This is a genomic window from Streptomyces chiangmaiensis, assembly GCF_036281785.1.
GTDB lineage: Bacteria > Actinomycetota > Actinomycetes > Streptomycetales > Streptomycetaceae > Streptomyces > Streptomyces chiangmaiensis.
The window spans coordinates 61,985-80,390 of record NZ_JAYWVC010000010.1; the positions used below are offsets into that span (position 1 = coordinate 61,985).

Annotated in this window: 14 protein-coding genes and 2 pseudogenes; 7 read left to right on the plus strand and 9 right to left on the minus strand. The window is 70.6% G+C overall.

Features of this window, described 5'->3' with window-relative positions:
- Positions 1-122 precede the first annotated feature (122 nt).
- Positions 123-1,619, minus strand: coding sequence for an NlpC/P60 family protein (locus VXC91_RS05605; RefSeq protein WP_329505540.1), 1,497 nt, complete (start codon positions 1,617-1,619; stop codon positions 123-125).
- 372 nt (positions 1,620-1,991) lie between these two features.
- Positions 1,992-6,410, minus strand: a complete 4,419-nt coding sequence (locus VXC91_RS05610; RefSeq protein ID WP_329505541.1) for a cation-translocating P-type ATPase — start codon at positions 6,408-6,410, stop codon at positions 1,992-1,994.
- 198 nt (positions 6,411-6,608) lie between these two features.
- Between VXC91_RS05610 and VXC91_RS05615 the strand changes: the two genes are divergently transcribed.
- Entirely contained in the window at positions 6,609-6,950 is a 342-nt protein-coding gene (locus tag VXC91_RS05615; RefSeq protein ID WP_329505542.1) for a hypothetical protein, read from the plus strand.
- 33 nt (positions 6,951-6,983) lie between these two features.
- Here VXC91_RS05615 and VXC91_RS05620 read toward each other — a convergent pair.
- Positions 6,984-7,124, minus strand: a pseudogene (locus tag VXC91_RS05620) (IS5/IS1182 family transposase); the annotation flags it as partial.
- Between the two features lie 194 nt (positions 7,125-7,318).
- Between VXC91_RS05620 and VXC91_RS05625 the strand changes: the two are divergent.
- Entirely contained in the window at positions 7,319-7,819 is a 501-nt protein-coding gene (locus VXC91_RS05625; protein WP_329505543.1) for a DinB family protein, read from the plus strand.
- 229 nt (positions 7,820-8,048) lie between these two features.
- Here the strand turns inward: VXC91_RS05625 and VXC91_RS05630 are convergent, their stop codons facing one another.
- Positions 8,049-8,186, minus strand: coding sequence for a hypothetical protein (locus VXC91_RS05630; protein WP_329505544.1), 138 nt, complete (start codon positions 8,184-8,186; stop codon positions 8,049-8,051).
- 195 nt (positions 8,187-8,381) lie between these two features.
- Between VXC91_RS05630 and VXC91_RS05635 the strand changes: the two are divergent.
- Positions 8,382-8,601 (plus strand): annotated as a pseudogene (locus VXC91_RS05635) (pyridoxal-phosphate dependent enzyme); the annotation flags it as partial.
- Positions 8,602-8,778: 177 nt separating this feature from the next.
- On the opposite strand, the gene VXC91_RS05640 reads toward VXC91_RS05635, so the two are convergent.
- A complete protein-coding gene (locus VXC91_RS05640; RefSeq protein WP_329505545.1) occupies positions 8,779-8,943 on the minus strand; it encodes a hypothetical protein in 165 nt (54 codons plus the stop codon).
- A gap of 261 nt (positions 8,944-9,204) precedes the next feature.
- Between VXC91_RS05640 and VXC91_RS05645 the strand changes: the two genes are divergently transcribed.
- The gene (locus VXC91_RS05645; RefSeq protein WP_329505546.1) at positions 9,205-9,681 is read left to right on the plus strand and encodes an SRPBCC family protein; all 477 of its coding nucleotides are present in this window, start codon (positions 9,205-9,207) and stop codon (positions 9,679-9,681) included.
- Positions 9,682-9,781: 100 nt separating this feature from the next.
- On the opposite strand, the gene VXC91_RS05650 is transcribed toward VXC91_RS05645, so the two are convergent.
- Entirely contained in the window at positions 9,782-10,537 is a 756-nt protein-coding gene (locus VXC91_RS05650) for a YqjF family protein (RefSeq protein WP_329505547.1), read from the minus strand.
- A 232-nt stretch (positions 10,538-10,769) separates the two neighbouring features.
- On the opposite strand from VXC91_RS05650, the gene ppk2 reads away from it, so the two are divergent.
- Both ppk2 and VXC91_RS05660 read left to right on the plus strand, forming a co-directional pair.
- The gene (ppk2, locus tag VXC91_RS05655; protein ID WP_329505548.1) at positions 10,770-11,573 is read left to right on the plus strand and encodes a polyphosphate kinase 2; all 804 of its coding nucleotides are present in this window, start codon (positions 10,770-10,772) and stop codon (positions 11,571-11,573) included.
- A 402-nt stretch (positions 11,574-11,975) separates the two neighbouring features.
- Positions 11,976-12,716, plus strand: a complete 741-nt coding sequence (locus tag VXC91_RS05660; protein WP_329505549.1) for an SDR family oxidoreductase — start codon at positions 11,976-11,978, stop codon at positions 12,714-12,716.
- Positions 12,717-13,237: 521 nt separating this feature from the next.
- On the opposite strand, the gene VXC91_RS05665 is transcribed toward VXC91_RS05660, so the two are convergent.
- Positions 13,238-13,888, minus strand: a complete 651-nt coding sequence (locus tag VXC91_RS05665) for a hypothetical protein (RefSeq protein WP_329505550.1) — start codon at positions 13,886-13,888, stop codon at positions 13,238-13,240.
- A 756-nt stretch (positions 13,889-14,644) separates the two neighbouring features.
- On the opposite strand from VXC91_RS05665, the gene VXC91_RS05670 reads away from it, so the two are divergent.
- Positions 14,645-15,274 carry a hypothetical protein gene (locus tag VXC91_RS05670; protein WP_329505551.1) on the plus strand — a complete coding sequence of 210 codons (630 nt, stop codon included), beginning with the start codon at positions 14,645-14,647 and terminating at the stop codon, positions 15,272-15,274.
- A 227-nt stretch (positions 15,275-15,501) separates the two neighbouring features.
- Here the strand turns inward: VXC91_RS05670 and VXC91_RS05675 are convergent, their stop codons facing one another.
- Together VXC91_RS05675 and VXC91_RS05685 are read right to left on the minus strand one after the other, a co-directional pair.
- Positions 15,502-16,005 (minus strand): universal stress protein, encoded by a 504-nt coding sequence (locus VXC91_RS05675; protein ID WP_329505553.1) that lies wholly within the window; start codon positions 16,003-16,005, stop codon positions 15,502-15,504.
- Between the two features lie 1,495 nt (positions 16,006-17,500).
- Positions 17,501-18,334 carry an SAM-dependent methyltransferase gene (locus VXC91_RS05685; protein ID WP_329505569.1) on the minus strand — a complete coding sequence of 278 codons (834 nt, stop codon included), beginning with the start codon at positions 18,332-18,334 and terminating at the stop codon, positions 17,501-17,503.
- Positions 18,335-18,406: the final 72 nt, after the last annotated feature.

An 18,406-nucleotide genomic window follows, 5' to 3' on the forward strand; every position in this document is an offset into this window, starting at 1 on the left:
GAACCGTCGGAACTGCGCATCCCCTACGACCCCGTCACGGGATCCCTCCCGGTCCGCGACGAGGCGTGGTGCCGGCGACGAGGCGCGGAGTGGCCGTCACCGTCGGGGAGACGGTCCGTCGGTCATGCGGGCCGTGCCGCAGCGTGGATCGCGGCGTTCCCCGCGAAGAAGATCGACTCCTCACGGATGCAGGCCCCGGGGCCGGGCGCGTGGATCATCATGGCGTCACCGGCGTAGACACCGACATGGCCGTTGGTGTCGTAGAAGAAGATCAGGTCCCCGGGCCGGATGTCGGTGAGGGGGATCGCCGTCCCCAGGGCCGCCTGGTCCTGCGCCGTACGCGGGAGCACGACCCCGGCGGCCTTCCAGGCGGCCTGCGTGAGGCCGGGGGCGTCGTACGAGTCCGGACCTGCCGCGCCCCGGACGCACGGCCTGCCGATCTGCGCACGCGCGAAGGTGAGTGCCTTCGCGGCCTTCGTCTCGTACCCCGTGACGGGCACAGCGCCGAAGCCGACGGAGACGTCGGCGCCGGTCGCCGTGGCGAAGGTGTCCGTGGCGGCGAATGCGCCGGCGGCGAAGCTGTCGGGGGTGTCAGGGGTGGCGAAGGCGTCGGCGCCGAGGGTGCCGGTGAATGCGTCCGCGGGGACGGTGCCGGTGAGGGTGTCGATGCCTCTGAATACGTCCGGGGCGACGAAGGCGGTGGTGGCGGCGAGAGCGTCGGTGACGAGAGGCATTGCCGCGACGACCGGGGTCGCGGCGGCGAGGGCGGGACTCACGCCGAGGGGCGCGCCCGGCATCCCCGTGCCGAGGACCGACGGCTGCTGCCACTCGGCCTGCCCCCCGGCGACCGGCCGGACCGTGTCGGCGGTCACGGGCTGGAGGGCCGGCAGCCGCGTGCTGTGCTGCGCCGTGTGCTGGGCCAGCAGTTCGCGGGCAGCGGCCAGTTTCCGCCGGGACTGCTCCTTGGAGTTCCTCAAGGGGGATGGCGAGGGCTTCGTGGCGGGCGCGGGAAGCGCCTTGAGCGCCGGGGTTTCCTGATGTGGTTCCGGTGCGGCCGGCAACGCGGCCACGGGGCCGGCGGCCAACTCGAGAGGGCGGTCGGGTGCTCGCTCGGCGGGACCCGCAGTCAGCTCGAGGGGGCGAGCGGGCGCCCGGCCGGCGGGACCCGCGGTCAGCTCCGGAAGGAGCCGGCCGTTCGTCACCCGCTCACGGCTGTCGAGGTCGTCCCCGGCGCGCTGCGCCGGGAGCTCGGGCCATGACTCGACGACCCGTTCCGGCAGCCTGTCCGCGGGCAGCGCCGCCGGAACGGTCGGCCCCAGGCTCGCGCGTGCCGCGTCGAACCACTGCCTGGCGATGGCGTCGAGCGTGGGATCGACGCGTCTGCGCTCGCGGTCGAGTGGCGGGTCGTGGCGCCTGCGGTTGCCCACTGCCATCGCGCGGGTGGCGTTGAAGGTCCCGCTGTCGGTCTCGGCACGGTCGTAGAGGCTGTGGACCCGCTGCTGCACCTCGGCGCGGCTCGGCGCGTCGTCGCCTGCCGTACGGGAGGCGGTCGTGGGGGCGGAGTCGCGCAGGCCGGGGAGGCCGAAGCCTCCCGGGCGCGAGGATCGCTCCGGCGCCAAGGGGACGTGCTCCTTCCGTGCTCCGCCTACCGAGTGAGCGGTGGGGTCCCCGGGTCGCTTCGGGCCCCGGGGTGGGTTCGGGCGGACGATCAGGAAGGTGTGCCCTACGGCCCTTGCCCCGGTGGGCGGTTGGGCCGACTCACCCCATGGTCGATGGGTCCCCGGCTCCGGCTCCGGCTCCGGCTGTGCTGATGGTGCACCGGACTCGGCGGAGGTCGTTCAACCCGGCGAGGTTCGCCGGAGGGAGTCGAACGGCCTGCCCGACAACCTAGCCAACTTGTGTGGCCGGCGTGAAGATTGAAGCGCCAAATGCCCGATACGTAATTGTGACTTTCATCTTGTTGTCTCAAGGCGTGGGGATCGGACCGCCGTTCACGGTGTGGCCGCGACCGGTCGTTGGTGCGCGGCCATGGTGCGGGCCCGACCGATGAGCGCCGGGAGGAACAGCGAGGCCACCGTCGCTCCGGCCGCCGCGGACAGGGCGATCCCCCAGGCGGCGGGCCCCAGGGGAGTGCAACCGAAGAACTGGCTGAGAACCGGGGTCTGCACCACCGCCGCCAGGGCCGCGATGGAGCCCAGCGCGGAGCCGACGATCGCCCAGCTCCGGCCCCCGGCCAGCAGGGTCTGGCCGAGCTGCGCGGCGACGAGCGCGACCAGGGCGACGGTACGGGCGCGAGCGGCGCGCCCGGTGAACCGGGCGGCGAGCCAGCCGGCCGTGGCGCCGAGGGTCGTGGCCACGGCGCGGCAGACCGTCTCCTCTGTGAGAGCCGTGCCAAGGGAGACCTCGGGACCCTCGTGGAGCATGCGCTCGGCGGCCTCGGGGTGCGGTGGGCGCAGTGCGACCGCGATGGCCGGGGCCAGGTCGGTGAAGAGGTTCACCAAAAGGAGTTGACGGGCCGTCAGGGGAGAGGAGCCGGTCGTGGCCGCGCCGAGGAGGGTGAAGGCGATCTCGCCGAGGTTGCCCCCGACGAGGATCGCCAGGGCCTGCCGCACCGAGGCCCACATGGCGCGGCCCTCCACGAGTGCGGCGAGTACCGTCTCCAGCCGGTCGTCGGTGACGACGAGGTCGGCCGCCGCCCGCGCCGCCGGTGTGGCCCGTGTACCGAACGCGATGCCGATGTCCGCGAGCCGGATCGCGGGCGCGTCGTTGGCGCCGTCGCCCGTCATCGCGACCGTCCGACCCAGGCGTTGGAACGCCTGCACCACGCGGACCTTGTGCACGGGGGTGCCGCGTGCGACGACACCCACGTCGGGCAGCAGCGCATCGAGTTCGCGGTCGTCCAGGTCGTCGAGTTCGGCACCCGTCACCACGCGTCTGCCGTCCAGGACGCCGAGTTCGGCGGCCGTGGTGCCGGCGGTACTCGGGTGGTCTCCGGTGATCATCACGATGTGCACCCCGGCGTCCGCCAGTCGCCGCACGGCATCGGCGGCGGCTCCGCGCACGCGGTCGGCGAACGCGAGGAAACCGAGGAAGTCCAGGTCGCGTACGGCATCGTCGGTGAGTTCGTCCGCGGTGACATCCCGGAGTTCGGCGACTGCGAGGATGCGATGCCCCTCGGCCGCCAGCTTCTCACCGGTGGCGAGCACGTCCGCGCGTCCCTCCTCGTCCAGCGGCCGGCCGTCCAGAGTGGCGCAGCGCTCGACGACCTCCTCGGGGGCCCCCTTCACGGACAGGATGCTGTGGCCCTGGGACCGGCCCAGGGTCGCGTGGAAGCCGCGGCTCGGCTCGAACGGCAGACTGGAGACGCGCCGCCAGTCGGGCTCTCCCGTGGTGCGGCGTACCCCCGCCTCCTCGGCGCCGGTGGTGACGGCTCCGTCCGTGGCGTGCTCGAGTCCCGCGTCGCCGTGCGGACGTGGAGTCGCCCGCAGAGCGGCGGCGAGGACGGTGCGCTGCTCGTCGCCCAGCGATTCGAGGGCCCGGCTCTCGCCGTCGGCCGCGACGGCGACAAGAGAGATGTGCCCATGGGTGAGGGTTCCGGTCTTGTCGAAGCACAGGACGTCGGTGCGGCCGGCGGCCTCGATGGTGCGGGGGTCCCTGACCAGGGCGCCGCGCACGGAAAGCCTTCGCGCGGAGGCGAGTTGGGCCGCCGAGACCAGGAACGGCAGCCCCTCCGGGACACTGGCCACGGCCAGGCCCACGCCCACGCCCACGGTGTCGCGTACGGCGCGCCCGCGCAACGCTCCGGCCGCCATCACCGCCGCGGCGGAACCGAGGGCCACGGGCAGGGCGCCGCGGGTGATCCGGGCCAGCCTGCGCTCCACCCCGACGGCGGGAGCTGCTCCCCGGCCGACCGTCGCTGCCCGGCTCGCCTCGGTCGCGGTGCCGGTCGCGACGACGACGGCACGGCCCCGGCCGGCGGCGATCGTGGTGCCGTCGTAGACCAACGACGTACGGTCCGCGAGGTTTGATGCCAGTACGGGCGCGACGTCCTTGGCCACCGGCAGCGACTCGCCGGTGAGCGCCGACTCGTCCACCTCCAGGTGGTGCGCCTCCAGCAGGCGCGCGTCGGCCGGCACCACGTCACCGGCGCTCAAAGTCACCACATCGCCCACGACCAGTGCTTGGGCGGGCACAGTGGTTTGCTCCCCGTCGCGCACCACCTTGGCCATGACGGCCGACTCGCGGCGCAGCCGGGCCACCGCCCGGTCGGTCCGGTGACGCTGGAAGCCGCCGAAGAACCCGGACAGCCCGGTGACCGCCACGATGACGACGGCGTCGAGAACGGCGCCCACGGACGCGGACATGGCCGCCCCGGCTCCGAGTACGGGTGTGAGCGGATTGGCCATCTCGGTCAGATAGGCGCGGGCGAGCGAGGAAGTGCCCGCCGGCTTGTCGCTCCCGGTGCCACGCTCCCGTACTTCCTCTCCGGTCAGCCCCTCGGCCCTGCTGCCGGTCCTGGCGAGCACCGTGGACGGGTCCATCGCATGCCAGGGATGACGGGAGGCGGCGGTCAGCGGCCTCGGGCGACGCAGCAGCCGCACCGCCGACCAGACCCCGACGACGATACCGAGGGCGGCCGCCGCGTTGAACGCCGTGGCACCGCGGTCCTCGGGCCGCGCCGACCGTCCGGCCAGCACCGCCGTCGAGCCCACCGCTGCGGCCGCCTGGGTGAGCCTCACTCCGCGGCGCGCGCTCTCCCGTGCGCCGCGGCAGGCCCGCACGACAAGAAGGGCCGCCGTCAGGTCGCCGGCGTCCACATACAGATCCGCGCCCCAGGGCGGTGCTCCCTTGGGGCCGGTGATGCCGACGCCGACGTCGGCCGCTCGGAGGGCGTGCCGGTTCCGTGAGATCAGCAGCACTCCCTCGCCGTCCCGCTGGAGGTGCCTCAGGGCGTCGGTCAGCCGCTCGCCCCTGTCGCGCACCGCGTCCGCCTCCCGCATGGCGGGGTCGGCGGTGTGCGCCCCCGCGACCACGACGGTCAGTCCCGCCGCTCGGGCGGCGGGCACGAAGGCGGCGGCGGCCTCGTGCAGCTCCGGCAGCACGCTGATCACGGCGAGCAGGTGGTGACCGCGGGCCAGCCCCAGCACCAGTCGCGCATCGTCGCGCTCGAGGCGTTGCCGGGCCTGCGAGACGATGGGACCTGGCACCGAGAGGCGCTCGACGGGTCCCAGTTCCCATTCCCCGTCCCGTGACAGCCGCTCGGGCGCGGAGCCGTCGAAGAGCCGATGAGCCCTCGCGGCGAGTTCCCCGGCCGGCACCTCGTCGTCGAGGGCGATCAGATCGGCCGGCAGATGGGACCCGGTGGCGAGAACGTCCGTGTCGAGAAGCACGGTGCCGATGCGGTCCAGTCTGCGCAGGGCATCGGGGACCGGAACGAGGATTCCGCTGCGGGCCAGGCCCCGGCCGAAGGCGCAGGCGAAACCTTCGCGGGCCAGCAGCGGCGCCTTGGGGACGGCCGCCAGGGCGCCGCCGACCGCCTTCCCGGGCCGCCCGGTGACGAGGAGCGCTCCGGCGAAGGAGGCCGCGGCCACGAGGGGGGCCTGGTCGGCGTACCGCTCCACAGGCCCGCGCTTCAGCGGCGTCCGGCGGGGCGGCGGCGGAGGTGCCACGCCGTGGGAGGCGGCCCCGGCGCTCCCGGTCAGACGTGGCTCGGCCGCGGCCCAGGCGGCGCCCTCCGCGTCGGCCTCCATCACCCGCAACGCGTGCCGGACGGCGTCCACGCCGGTCCCGAGCAGCCCACCGGAGCCGGCTTGGCCGAGCGCCGTCAGACCGACCATGAGCATCTTGGCGTTCCGGGTGCCCACCGCCCGCTCGACCAGAGACCTCAGCCGGGGCTGGGAGTCGACCATGGGGAAGAGGGAGGCGATCCAGGTGGGGATGGGCGCGCGCCGGGTCAGCTCGGTCGCGGCAGCGAGAGGCGCGGCCGCCATGTGGACGGCCACCGCCCATGCCGCCCGGCGCAGCGCGTCACCGGAGAGGGGATGGTCGGGCAGCGGGTGGTCCACGCCGTGTGTTTCCTCCACCGCCTCGACGGCTTCGACGAGGACCGACGCGATCTCCTCCGCGCCGGACGGGTCCTCGGTGGCGACGACGGCGTGTCCGAGAACGGTGTTCACCACGGCCCACGCCACCCCGGGCACTTCGGAGAGCCGCCGCTGCACGTCCTCGGCCAGCTTCGCTGCCGTCGGATGGGGAAGCTCTCCCTCGCTCAGGCCCCGTACGGCGATGTGGGCGCGCCCTTCGAAGTGCCGCACGCGCTGTCGCGTGCCGTTCGCAAGCACGGTGGAATTCGCGAGCACGGTGGAAGACGACACCACCGCCCGCAGCAGCCCGCCTCCCGGCAGTGCCACAGCGCATCACCTGCTCCCCGTAGAGGACTGCCACTCCGGCTGAACAAACAGCGACAAACTGCATGAGTAGCCCTAAATCGCTGATTCAAATCCGATCCGTGCGGATACCCGGTTCACAAGGAGCATCGGGCGTGTCCAGAGGGGCGCCCCGGAACGGCAGAGGCTCACCACACCCACTCCGTGAGAGGAGCCAGGAGGATGGCAAAGCAACACCTGGAAGAGCCGCGGAAGCAGCATGCGCATGAGGGAGCGGGCCTGCACCTCCATACGCGTACGGTGCACCCGTCGTTGACGATTCCGTACATCACCAGGGATGACATGACGAGCACGGCGAAAGCGGCGACGTCGTGGATGCCCGGCATGCCGGCGAACAAGGACCTCGTGTTCTACGGAGGTCTGGGAGCGATGGCCCTGGCGGGCGCCCTGGAGTGGCCGGTCGCCCTGGCCGTCGGTGGAGCCACCTATCTGCTGCGCGGCGGCCGGGCGCACAGGGGCGGCGCCGAAGTGCAGAACGAACACAACGGTGGAAAGCGTGGCTAGGAACGTGGGTCAGTAAGGGGGTCAGTATCAGTTCAGTAAGGGGGACAGCTCGAGTACGTCGTCGACCAGGCCGGCGATGAACGGGGCCAGGTGGTCCTTGGGCAGCCAGTCGTCCAGAGACGGCGGGAGCAGCAGGACCTGGTGCGGGTCGACGGCCCGGAACGGCTTGCCCATCCCCGCCGCATGCTCCCGCGACGCGCTTGTTCTCGACCGGCTCGGCCTTGAACAGCCCATCCCCACCATGCACACCGTGATCCTCGCGATGAATGATCACGAAACATGGGCGGGTCGGCGGTGATGAGGGCGCCGGGAGGGAGCAGAAGAATCCGGTCGACGAGATCACCGCAGCATGCCAGCATCATCACCCTATGGACAGAACCGATTACCCCACATCCTGGGACGAGCGCACGATGCTGCTCACCTTCCTCGACTACACCCGCGCGACAGCTCGGGCGAAGTGCGAGGGGGTCCGCGAGGACGATGCCCGCAGCTCTCCACTTCCCGGATCCCCGCTGACCACGATCTCGGGTCTGATCAGCCACCTGCGCTGGGTGGAGTACTACTGGATCGAGGTCGTGCTGCTGGGCGGTGAGGACGAAGGCCCGTGGACGGAGGAAGACCCGGACCGGGAGATGCGTATCGCCCTGGACATCCCCATCGCCACCCTGCTCCAGGAGTACGAAGCCCAAGCCGAGAGGTATCGGCAGCTCATCGCAGAACTCGAGCTGGACACGCCCTCGAAGAGAGCGGGGAAGAGCGGGACGTTCACCCTCCGCTGGATCCTGCACCACCTCATCGAGGAGACGGCCCGACATAACGGCCACCTCGACATCCTGCGCGAACTGGCCGACGGCACTACCGGCAGCTGACCGCTCCACTTCCCGCACACGCGTCCGAGGCCCGACACCGCTGATCCGTGCAGCCGGCAATCGGTTCCCATGACTACACAGACCCCCGGCGCCCCTGACGCACGCTCCCAGGGCAGGAGGAGAGCCTGATCGGCACCACTGAGGCGCCCGGAAGTGCCGGGCACCTCGAGTGTCGGGCGGCGGGGCCGGGTGTACAGCGGCTGTGTGCCGGCGGTGTGGCAGCCGTGAGTCAGGCGGTGGCCGGGGTGGTGGCCGTACGCAGGTAGCGCGAGTACGCGGCCCACAGCTCCCGGACGATGCGCATGATGATCGCCTCGGCGAGCGCGACACCGATCTTCGTCGCCACGGTGACAAGTATCTGGCTCATGTCCGTCGACTTTCTGTTGGTGCATACAGGGTTCCGATGTCCGACGATGCAGCCTTTTCTTCTGATGCGGGTGCCTTGCCGTGGTGTTTTCGATGTCTCTTGGGTGAACGACAGGTGAACGGGCCTATGGGGTCGGCTGCGGCACAGGCCGGCGCCGGGCCGCCGCCCTTGTGTGCGCCGCCCCGGCGCCCGACCGCCCTGGAACTGATCGAGGAGGTCGGGGACCTGGACGCCCTGGTCGAGCCCGTCGGGGAGAGGGTCTGATCGCCGGCAGCGCCACGGCAGCCAAGGGACTGCGTTCCGCGACACGGGTCATCGGTGTCGAACCGGAAGCGGGCGACGACGCCAAGCGCTCACTCGAGGCCGTCCGGCGGATCTCCATCCCGGTGCCGCGACCATAGCCGACGGCCAGGCCCCTAGGTTCTCGGCGGCTGACGCGGACCTTCCGTCGGCGTGATCCGATGCCGCGCCACGGCCCCTGCCTCCGATGCAGGCCTTGCGCGGTGTCGCCCCGGGAGGCGGCGGGCGGTCGGTGGCGGCTCGTCGAGCCGCTCCGCCGGCCCGATGAGCCCAGCCGCGCCACCGCTCCGGATCAGGCCCTCCGCTGTATGACCAGAGCGGGTCCCAGATGGACGTCTTCGGGAGAGTGGATGTCCACCACGGTGATGACCACGATCAACGCGATGGGAAGCAACATCAGTGCGTGACTCGACTGCCACGGCTGCCGCAGACAGGCGAGTCTCGACCGGAGACCCATGTCTTCCACCCTGCCTCGCCACCCGTGGGGCGGCCACCGGGTGCCCCATGAGAGGTGCGGCGCGACATCAGGTCGTCGCGCACGGTGTCCATGTGGCCCGTCCGGGTGTCCGCACAGACCGGACCCGCATCGCCGCCGCCCGGTCTTCACCCGCATGCGCAGCTGTAAACGGATGCTCCCTGGGTACCCGCCGCACTGTGCCGGGATCCATACGGCGGGCCCGCTGCCCGTCGCGGCCGATCAGTCAGCAAGGAGGCGGAGATGAGCACGGTCAAGGAAGCGGTGGAAGTCGAGGTCCCCGTCCGCACCGCCTACAACCAGTGGACCCAGTTCGAGGAATTCCCGAATTTCATGGGGGGCGTCGAGGAGGTCAGGCAGCTCGACGACCGCCACAACCACTGGACCACCAAGATCGTCGGAATACGGCGGGAGTTCGATACCGAGATCATCGACCAGCTCCCGGACGAGCGGATCACATGGCGCACCACCACGGGCGACTCCAGGCAGAAGGGCACTGTCCGCTTCCAGCGCCTGGACGACACGCACACGCGGGTGGAGCTCGTGATGGACGTCGAGCCCGGTGGAGCCGTGGAGAAGGCCGCGGACATGCTGGGTGTCATCGAGCGGCGCGTGAAGGGGGACATGCGGCGGTTCAAGGACTACATCGAGCACCGCGGTAGCGAATCCGGTGCCTGGCGTGGGCGTATCAAGCCCGGTGAGTCCGGACCGCCACGGTGACACCGCGTTTCCCCAGCGCCTCGACCGGCAGCCGGTCGAGGCGCTGCGGCGTGGTCCGCGCAGAGCTCGCCCGGCGGTGGTGTGATGGGTCGCGCCGGCGTCACCGGCCACCGTGTGTCCGCGGCGACACCACGGATGGGGTGCCGAATCGAACGGCGACCCCGGGTGAGTAGAGCACGCTCACCGGCCGGCGCGTCATCGGTGGCAGACCGGCCGCGGTGATCAGCCCGTCGTCCAGGTGCAGCAACTCGGCCCGGAACAGCGGCCACGGCTCGTGCTCGTTCGGCAGATGCACCGTACGGCCGTGCCATGTCACGTGCAGGCCCCACCGTGCGGTCAGAAACCGCTCCAGCCGGGTGGGTTCGACGATCGGGCGGCCGGTGCGCACAACGACACGACTGGTGGCCCCCGCCGTCGCGGGGTGCCGGCGACGGCAGCTGTAGGTGAGGACGTCACCCGCACGCCGCAGGTGCATGGCCGACCAGGTGTAGGGCAGCCGGACGCCGAGCCGCCCCACCAGCGCCGGTATCAGACGTGCCGCGTCCAGGGACCGGAACACCACACCGCGCCGGCCCTGCCCGTCCACCGAGTACAGGCGGACGTTGGTCTCGCAGAACGTTCCGAGATACGGCAGTCCGGGTCCTGCCCCGAGGCCGACGCCGCGCATGAGGAACGGGACCAGCCCGACGTAGGTGACCCCGTCGAGGGTGTCCGGGCGCGTGCCGGCCGGCAGCAGTCCGGCCACCCGTTCCGGCTCCAGCGGCCAGTGCAGGAAGGTCAGTCGGTGCCAGCCCTGCACGAGCACCGGCCGCCGCACCGGGCGCGGGGTGGACAGCGTGATCGGCTCGATCCCCATGGCGCAGCGTCTTAGCACGCAGCGTGCCGAGGAGCACACAGCGGGGGCAGGGCGATGGGTTCCGGGCCGGGCGGCGCTCTGCCTCTCCGTGGCGCCGGAGACGACTCAGGAGGTGAGACCCGTGTGCCCCCTGATCGATGGGGTCATCGGCCCGGGCGACGGGCAGCGATAGTGTTCGATCCAGGGCACGGGTCGGACACGGATGCCCGCGCAGCATGGACCTGGAGGCGGCATGGCCGGCAAGAAGGCGGAAACGCTGCCACGCAAGACATATGAGCACGAACTGCTGCGCCTGCAGACGGAGCTGGTGAGGCTGCAGGAGTGGGTGCGGGCGGAAGGCGCTCGGCTGGTCGTCGTCTTCGAGGGGCGGGACGCGGCGGGCAAGGGCGGAACCATCCAGCGGGTGACCGAGTACCTCAACCCGCGCGTGGCACGCATCGCGGCACTGCCCAAGCCGACCGAGCGCCAGCGCACGCAGTGGTACTTCCAGCGGTACGTCGAGCACCTTCCGGCGGCCGGTGAGATCGTGCTGTTCGACCGCAGTTGGTACAACCGGGCCGGCGTCGAGCACGTGATGGGCTTCTGCACGATGGAGGAGTACCAGCTCTTCCTGCGCCAGTGCCCGATCTTCGAGCGGATGCTGGTGGAGGACGGGATCCTGCTGCGCAAGTACTGGTTCTCGGTGAGCGACGCCGTGCAGCAGGAGCGCTTCCGGCGCCGTCTGGAGGATCCGCTGCGACGCTGGAAGCTTTCGCAGATGGACCTGGAGTCGATCACCCACTGGGAGGCGTACTCGCGGGCCAAGGACGAGATGCTCGTGCACACCGACATCTCCGAGGCCCCGTGGTACGTCGTGGAGAGCGACGACAAGCGCCGGGCCCGGCTCAACATGATCGCCCACCTGCTGAGTTCCGTGCCCTACCACGATATGACGCCGCCGGTGCTGGAGCTGCCGGAGCGGCCGCCGTCGACCGGCTACGAGCGCCCGCCGCGCGATCTTCAGACATACGTCCCCGACCACGCGGCGAGCCTCTGACGGCCGGTCACCGATCCCGGCCGGGGCGAGAGTCGGCGATCAGGGCGGGTGAGACAGGTGGGCTCGCACGGCGAACGAGCATGCAGCCGCACGGTCCGGCACCGGAACGCCCTACGACTTCACCCCGTTGAACGCGATGTCCAGATGGCGCGGCCCGCGCAGCACCGCGTTCTGCCGGTAGGGCGGCGGGTCCTCGACGAGCCGTGTGAGCAGCTTGAAGACGGTCCGGGGAGCGGCGGGCTTCGAGCCGGCACGGCGGACCCGACCGCCGGTGCGTATCGCTGATTCAGTTTGACTGTTGTCGTTGATTGGAAAGACTGTTATCGTCGATTACAAATTTGAGCGATCGGTGATTCCATGCCGATCTGTGAACCCCGCACCGTGATGAGGAGGAGAGAGCTCATGAGCGACACCACGTCCTGCCGTGCGGCGCTGGTCACCGGCGGCTCCGGTGGTATCGGCCACGCGGTCGTGGAGCGCCTGGCAAGGGACGGTTTCGCCGTCGCCGTGCACTACGCCGGCAACAAGGACAGGGCTGACGAGCTCGTCGAGTCGATCACCGCGAGCGGTGGCCGGGCCATCGCCGTCGGCGGGGACATCGCCGACGAGCAGGAAATGGCCGCGGCGTTCGACGCCGTCGAGGCGGCCTTCGGCGGCATCGACGTCCTGGTGAACACCGCCGGTATCATGCGGCTGAGCCCGCTCGTGGAGCTGGACCTCGACGAACTCGACCGGATGCACCGGACCAACATCCGCGGCACCTTCGTCGTCGATCAGCAGGCGGCCCGGCGGCTGCGCCGCGGTGGGGCGATCATCAACTTCTCCACGTCGGTGACCCGCACGCAGTTCCCGGCCTACGGCGCGTACGTGGCGAGCAAGGCGGCGGTCGAGTCGATCACCCTGATCCTCGCCCGCGAGCTGCGCGGCAGGGACATCACCGTCAACGCGGTCGCCCCCGGCCCGACCGCCACCCCGCTCTTCCTGGACGGCAAGGACGAGGCGGCCGTCGACAACCTCGCCAAGGCCGTGCCACTGGAGCGTCTCGGGCGCCCCGAGGACATTGCCGAGACGGTCGCCTTCCTCGCCGGACCGGCCCGCTGGGTGAACGGCCAGGTCGTCTTCACCAACGGCGGTCTCGCCTGACGCGCTGCCGGCGAGAAAGTGCCACCCCCCGAACGCGACGAAGAGCAAGAACACCCATGAGCGAGAAGAAGGTCATCGTCGTCACCGGGGCCTCGAGCAGCTTCGGCAACCTGGCTGCCCGCGCGCTCGCCCGGCCGACGGACTCGTCATCGAGACGAACGAGAACGGAGGCCCGCACGTCGTCGGAACCGTCGGATGCACCCGGAACTTTCTGGACCGTCGGCTCGAAGGCCTCCCGACTGACGTGAACACGCGGATGACCGACGTACTGCGCCGGCGTCATCCGGGCTTCGCCGAAAGCACCGCAGACTTCATACGCCGCTATCCGGAGCTGCGCAGGCCGGCCCACCCCGACAAGAACTCCTGGGCATTCCTCCCGCTGATCGCGTCCGGGCAGGACAGCGGCTGCTGCGTCATATCCTTCGCCCTCCCGCACATGTTCAGCGACGAACAGGAATTGACGCCGCAAAGCGCACACCGGCTCTGCCCCTTCCAGGGCGGGAGGCGCGTCTCCCGCGGCCCTACTCGGCTTCGTCCGGCTGAGCCCCCGTTTCCGGTGCCGATGCCGACTCGGGCTTGTCGGCCGCGGTGTAGAAGACGGACGCGCCCTGCTTGCTGCGCTGGGCCTGGTTCTTCGCCACAAGTCCCTCGAGCGTGGTCCGCACGACGGTCGTCTTGATGCCGCGCTCGGGATGTGCCTGACCGAGTGCGGTGGCCACTTCGGCCGCGGAGCGCGGACCGTCCAGTTCCGTGAGGTGGCCACGGATGAGTTCGACGAGCGTGGGCTGGGCCGCCTTCGCGGTCGCGGCCATCCCCGCCGGCCTTTTCGCGGCTGCTTTCCTGGCCTGCTTGCGGCCCGGTTCGGCATCGGCCTTCTTGGCGCGCGTGCGCTTCCCCGCGCTGGGTTCGGCGGATTCCTTCTCGCGGGGGGCGGGCACGGTGGCGCTGTCCTGGACGTCCGTGGACCCGTCCGGCGCGGGTGCGACGCCGAGCGCCTGCTGCATGTTCACCAGCACAGAGTGATCGTGCCGGAGGGCGGTCAACTGCTCCTGCAGAGCGGCGATCTCCCCGTTGATGCTGTCCTGCTCCTTGATATTGCGCTCGAGGTCGCCGGCCACTTGGGCGGTGTACTGAGACGTCAGTTCAGTGGTGGCGGTGGTGCTCTCCGACATGGTGTCGACCTTTCCTCGGTTTCCTGGCCGTGATCGAGGACTGACAGGCGTGGAGCGGAACACACCTGCGCTTCCCGGCCTCGTGTCTAGGTATCAGCGGCGTAACTGCCGCGCAATGTCTCGGTGTACAGATACTACGTACGAGTGCAACCGGTTGTTCCTCTCGAGTGATGTTTTCGCACATTGTGAGAGCCGAAGCGACTGCTGTGAAGTGCGCAGTGCGGCCCCTGAGAAAGGCTTCAACGCCGCCTTTCGGGCGCCCAGTTCGTACTCTCGACGGAGAGGTGGGCAGACCCGGCTCGATCGAAGCCCCTTGTTCGGCAGATCTTCCCCGACAGAGGGGTCGCGACTTTCCGAGGCAGCCGCGAGTTCCGGAGCCGGCCTGTGAATCAGGCACAGCCGAACCGTAATTGGCTCACGGCTCGTTCGTTTTCCCAGGACTCAGCGGCAGTCGAATGTGATGGCAGCGCACCCTGCGTTCTGGCCGGCCGGGGCGCGTCGAGGACCTCGCACGGGGAGAGGCGAGCCTGACTGGCCGTGTCCGTGCCGCGCCGGCGCCGCGCGGCACGCCTCTTCGGGTCACACGCGACTCGGGGGAGGCCACGGGTCACTGTGACGGGGCGTCAACGCCCCGACTACTCCAATCGGATTCTTTCTAATATTGTCCGCATCTATGACATGACGGAAATGTGACTGATCTGTACTTTCAATTGCGCATAGGCTCACAGCCGCCGTGTCTGAGACAGGAGAAGTGACATGGCAACGCGTTCCATCGCTGTAACCGCCGCTGTCGCGGCCGGCGCGGCCCTGGTGGCCACTGGCATCACGTACGTCCCCGCCGCCTCCGGGCCGGCGCAGGCGGCCCAGCAGGTCGCCGTCGCTCCCGCCCCGGCCGCGGCTCCGGAGAGCGACAACAAGGGAAACAACGGGAACGGGAACGGGTTCAACGGCAACGACCGCGGCAACGACCACGACAATGGGGACGACGAATACAGCGACCGCTACAGCTGGGACTACCACGGCGGCGGCTACGACAACAGGGTCCACGTCAACGAGCGCGACTACGCCGCAGTCCCCATCGGCTGCATCACGGTGGTCAGCGGCCTCGGATCCAAGACCCTGAACGTCCGCAACGACAGTAGGAGGACCGTCGAGGTCTTCAACGGCGCCGCCTGCGACAACGGCCCTCCGATCGCCACGGTCGGCCCGTTCAGCTCGAGCAACGGGCTCTTGCCCCGCCACGTCAGGGGCGGTGTGGAGGTCACGGACGGTGTGGTGGGCAGCTTCCGAGTGGTCCGTGAGCACGTCATTGTCGAGCACGAGGATCACTACTACAACGACAACGATTACGACTACGACTACGACTACGAAGAGGGCGGCAAGTAAGCAGGTCGCCTGAGTGACGTGGGAGAACGAGAACCCCGGCCCGCCGGAATCGGGCCGGGGTTCCGCTCCCGGGTACCCCTTGACCGGCGTGCCCGCGTTCCACACTAGGACTTGGCCGAACACGCGCAGGTCACCGACGTGCCCAACAGATGAGACAGGCAGTCGGGGCCCGCCCGCCGATCAGGCGGGCGGGGCCCGACTGTTTCCGCGGCGCGCCTCGCCGGGCGTCAGTGGTGGCGGCCCGCGCCGGGGGGCGGCGGAGGGGGTGGCAGTTCGGTCGGTGGGGTTTTGCCCGGCCACACCAGCAGGACGGGGCAGGGGGCGTGGTCGACCACGAAGCGGGTCGTGGGCCCCAGACTGTGGGGCCCGAGCCGGGAACGGTCGCCATCACGTGCACAGATGAGCAGGTCGGCTCCGGTGGCCGCCTCCACCACCTTCCGTTCGGTGCGCCCGTGGATGAGGGCGTGGCGGGCCGGACGGCCCAAGTGCCGTTCGGCACCATCGAGAAGTTCATGAGCGGCAGCCTCGGACAGCGCCTCGATGCGGTGTCCCGGATCGCGTTCGGGATGACCGCGACCGAGCAGCCCCGCGAACGCGCCATGGACCGCCTCGGGGACCGTGTCGTCGCAGACGTACAGCAGCACGATCTGCTCGTCCGGGGCGGCGCGGGTGACCGCGGCGTCCACGCAGGCGGGCCAGGTGCCTTCGGTGATCCAGACGATGACGCTCATGGGCTGCTCCGGCTTTCCGTGGTGGTCGGCTGCCGATCATGTGCAGCATCCCCCACTGCGCCCGGTCGGAAGCAAGGAGCGGGGCCGATCAGGAGGGCAGACATCGCCTGCACCGCCGTCGCGCACCGGCCCGGCCCCCGGTGAACGGTCCTTCCGTGCGCCCAGCACGACTTCGCCCGGCCGGGGTCCAGATTCCGAACCGTACGATTGTGCTTTTCATGGACGCTGGGGGGAACGTGCGTCAAGGGGCGGAGAGGAACCACGGCCCGGGAGACCGCCGTGAGTCCGCGGGCGCAGCCGACGACGGAGCACCGTCCGCCGCGAGCGACGCCGAGCCGGGGCAGCGGGCCGCCGCATGGATCCGGGCCGCACGGTTCGTCGTGCGGGCACTGCGCGGCGAGTGGCACGGCATCGTCGTCGATCCGGTGCGGCAGCTCCTGCGGCGCGGGTTGTCCGGTCTTTCGCTGGCCTTCGTGGCCGCGTTCGGCGTGATCTTCTTCCATGCGATCGCACAGCGGCCGACGGGCGCGGTGGCGGTACGCATTCTGGGCGGGGTCACCGCCGACCTGCCGCTGTGGCTGGCCCTGCTGCGCACCCCGGTGTCGCTGTACGTGCCGGCCCTCGATCTACCGGTCTGGGCGGGCATCACGCAGTTGTTCCTCGCCTTCGCCCTGGCCGAACTGAGCCTGGGCCGGGCTCGAACGTTGGTGGTGTCGTATGCGACCACGCTGGGCGGCACGCTGACGGTGCGGGTGATGATCGCACTCGGGCCGGGCTGGTGCGGGTTCGGCCTGCCGCCTCGGATCGGCCAGGTGCTCGACACCGGACCGTCCGCCGCGGTCGTGGGCCTCTTCACCTACCTCGCCGTCATCCGGCGGGCTCCCGTCGTGTTCACGCTCACCGGCGGGTCGATGGTGTGGGAGTCGATCGCCAAGCCCAACCTTGCCGGCCGCGAGCATCTGATAGCCGTGGCCGCCGCGATCGCCCTGGGCCTGCTTCACGGACGGGCAGACAGATTGCGGCAGTTGTGCGTCGTCCTGCTGTTCAGGGCGCGGCGTCTGGACGAAGACACCGGACCGGGACGTCGATGCCCGCGCCGGTCCCTCCGGCGCGCACTGAGCCGTCCAGGCCCGGAACCGGCGGCGCGCCTTTGCGCGGGGCCCCGGCCGACGACCGCTGTGAGCCGCGCCGATGACAACACGGCGTGCCGGGGTACAGAGCCGGCTTCACCTGAGCATATTGACCTTGAGACAGGCCCGGCACAGTGCGGCGCCGACAGGGCAGCGCTTCGGCCCGCACTGCCCGCAGCACGACACATGGGCCACATAGCCGTGCTGGGTCTTGAGTTCGGCGGCGGTTCGGGCTTCCCACACGTCACATCGCTCCCTGGAGCCGTGCGGTGCTGCCCCGGAACAGGCGCCGGGGCGCACCGAATTCTTCGCCGACATGTGCCACGTCCCTTCCGGCCGGTCCATCGTCGGCCCGCCGCCGCTCGCTACGGCTTGATGCCGACCCCCACCCACAGGCTGACCCTGGCGTCCGTGAGCGGCTCGTTCGCGGTGGTGTTCCCGTTCCCGTCCCCCGCGTCCGGGCGCCAGCGGTGTCCGACGCTGATGCCCGGGTCGAGCAGCTCGAGTCCGTCGAAGAAGCGCGCGACGTCCTTCTGGGCCCGGAACTGCACCGGCGTCCCGGCGCCCGTGTAGATCGCGGTGACCTTCTCCCAGGTCTGCGGATCGAAGTCGGGCGTGCAGTGGCTCAGCGCCAGGGCACTGCCCGAGGGCAGGGCATCCAGCAACCGGCTCACGATCCCATAGGGGTCCTGGGCGTCGGTGACGAAGTGCATCAGCGCGTTCAGCGACAGCGCCACCGGACGGCTCAGGTCCAGCACCTCGGCCAACTCGGGTGCGCCCAGCAGCGTCTCGGGTGCGTTGACGTCCGCCTCGATGTAGGTCGTACGGCCTTGCGGAGTGCTCCGCATCAGACGCTCGGCGTACTTGAGGACGAGCGGGTCGTTGTCGGCGTAGACCACCCGGGCCTCGGGAACCACCGACTGCGCCACCTGGTGCAGATTCGGCTCGGTGGGGATGCCGGTGCCGATGTCCAGCCACTGCCGGATGCCGTGCTCCCGCGCCAGGACGCGGGTGGCCCGGTGCATGAAGGCCCGGTTCTCCCGGGCGCACACGAAGATGCCCGGGTAGGCGGTGGCGACGGTCTCGGCCGCCTGCTTGTCGACCTCGAAGTGGTCTTTGCCGCCGAGGTAGTAGTCGTACATGCGGGCCGAGTGCGGCCTGCTCGTGTCGATGCCCCGCGCGGCGTGCGAGTTGGTCATCATCTCCCTTTCGGTGGTGTATCGGGCGGGCGGGTCGAGGCCGGGGCGGCCGGGATCCTTCCCGTTCATCGG

What these genes read in the sequence shown, in the direction of transcription:
- VXC91_RS05640 (WP_329505545.1), bottom strand. Translation starts at nt 8,943, where the DNA reads ATGGGTCTCCGGTCGAGACTCGCCTGTCTGCGGCAGCCGTGGCAGTCG.
- VXC91_RS05670 (WP_329505551.1), top strand. Translation starts at nt 14,645, where the DNA reads ATGGCAACGCGTTCCATCGCTGTAACCGCCGCTGTCGCGGCCGGCGCG.
- ppk2 (WP_329505548.1), top strand. Translation starts at nt 10,770, where the DNA reads ATGGCCGGCAAGAAGGCGGAAACGCTGCCACGCAAGACATATGAGCAC.
- VXC91_RS05685 (WP_329505569.1), bottom strand. Translation starts at nt 18,334, where the DNA reads ATGACCAACTCGCACGCCGCGCGGGGCATCGACACGAGCAGGCCGCAC.
- VXC91_RS05615 (WP_329505542.1), top strand. Translation starts at nt 6,609, where the DNA reads ATGGCAAAGCAACACCTGGAAGAGCCGCGGAAGCAGCATGCGCATGAG.
- VXC91_RS05625 (WP_329505543.1), top strand. Translation starts at nt 7,319, where the DNA reads ATGGACAGAACCGATTACCCCACATCCTGGGACGAGCGCACGATGCTG.
- VXC91_RS05650 (WP_329505547.1), bottom strand. Translation starts at nt 10,537, where the DNA reads ATGGGGATCGAGCCGATCACGCTGTCCACCCCGCGCCCGGTGCGGCGG.
- VXC91_RS05675 (WP_329505553.1), bottom strand. Translation starts at nt 16,005, where the DNA reads ATGAGCGTCATCGTCTGGATCACCGAAGGCACCTGGCCCGCCTGCGTG.
- VXC91_RS05630 (WP_329505544.1), bottom strand. Translation starts at nt 8,186, where the DNA reads ATGAGCCAGATACTTGTCACCGTGGCGACGAAGATCGGTGTCGCGCTC.
- VXC91_RS05665 (WP_329505550.1), bottom strand. Translation starts at nt 13,888, where the DNA reads ATGTCGGAGAGCACCACCGCCACCACTGAACTGACGTCTCAGTACACC.
- VXC91_RS05645 (WP_329505546.1), top strand. Translation starts at nt 9,205, where the DNA reads ATGAGCACGGTCAAGGAAGCGGTGGAAGTCGAGGTCCCCGTCCGCACC.
- VXC91_RS05660 (WP_329505549.1), top strand. Translation starts at nt 11,976, where the DNA reads ATGAGCGACACCACGTCCTGCCGTGCGGCGCTGGTCACCGGCGGCTCC.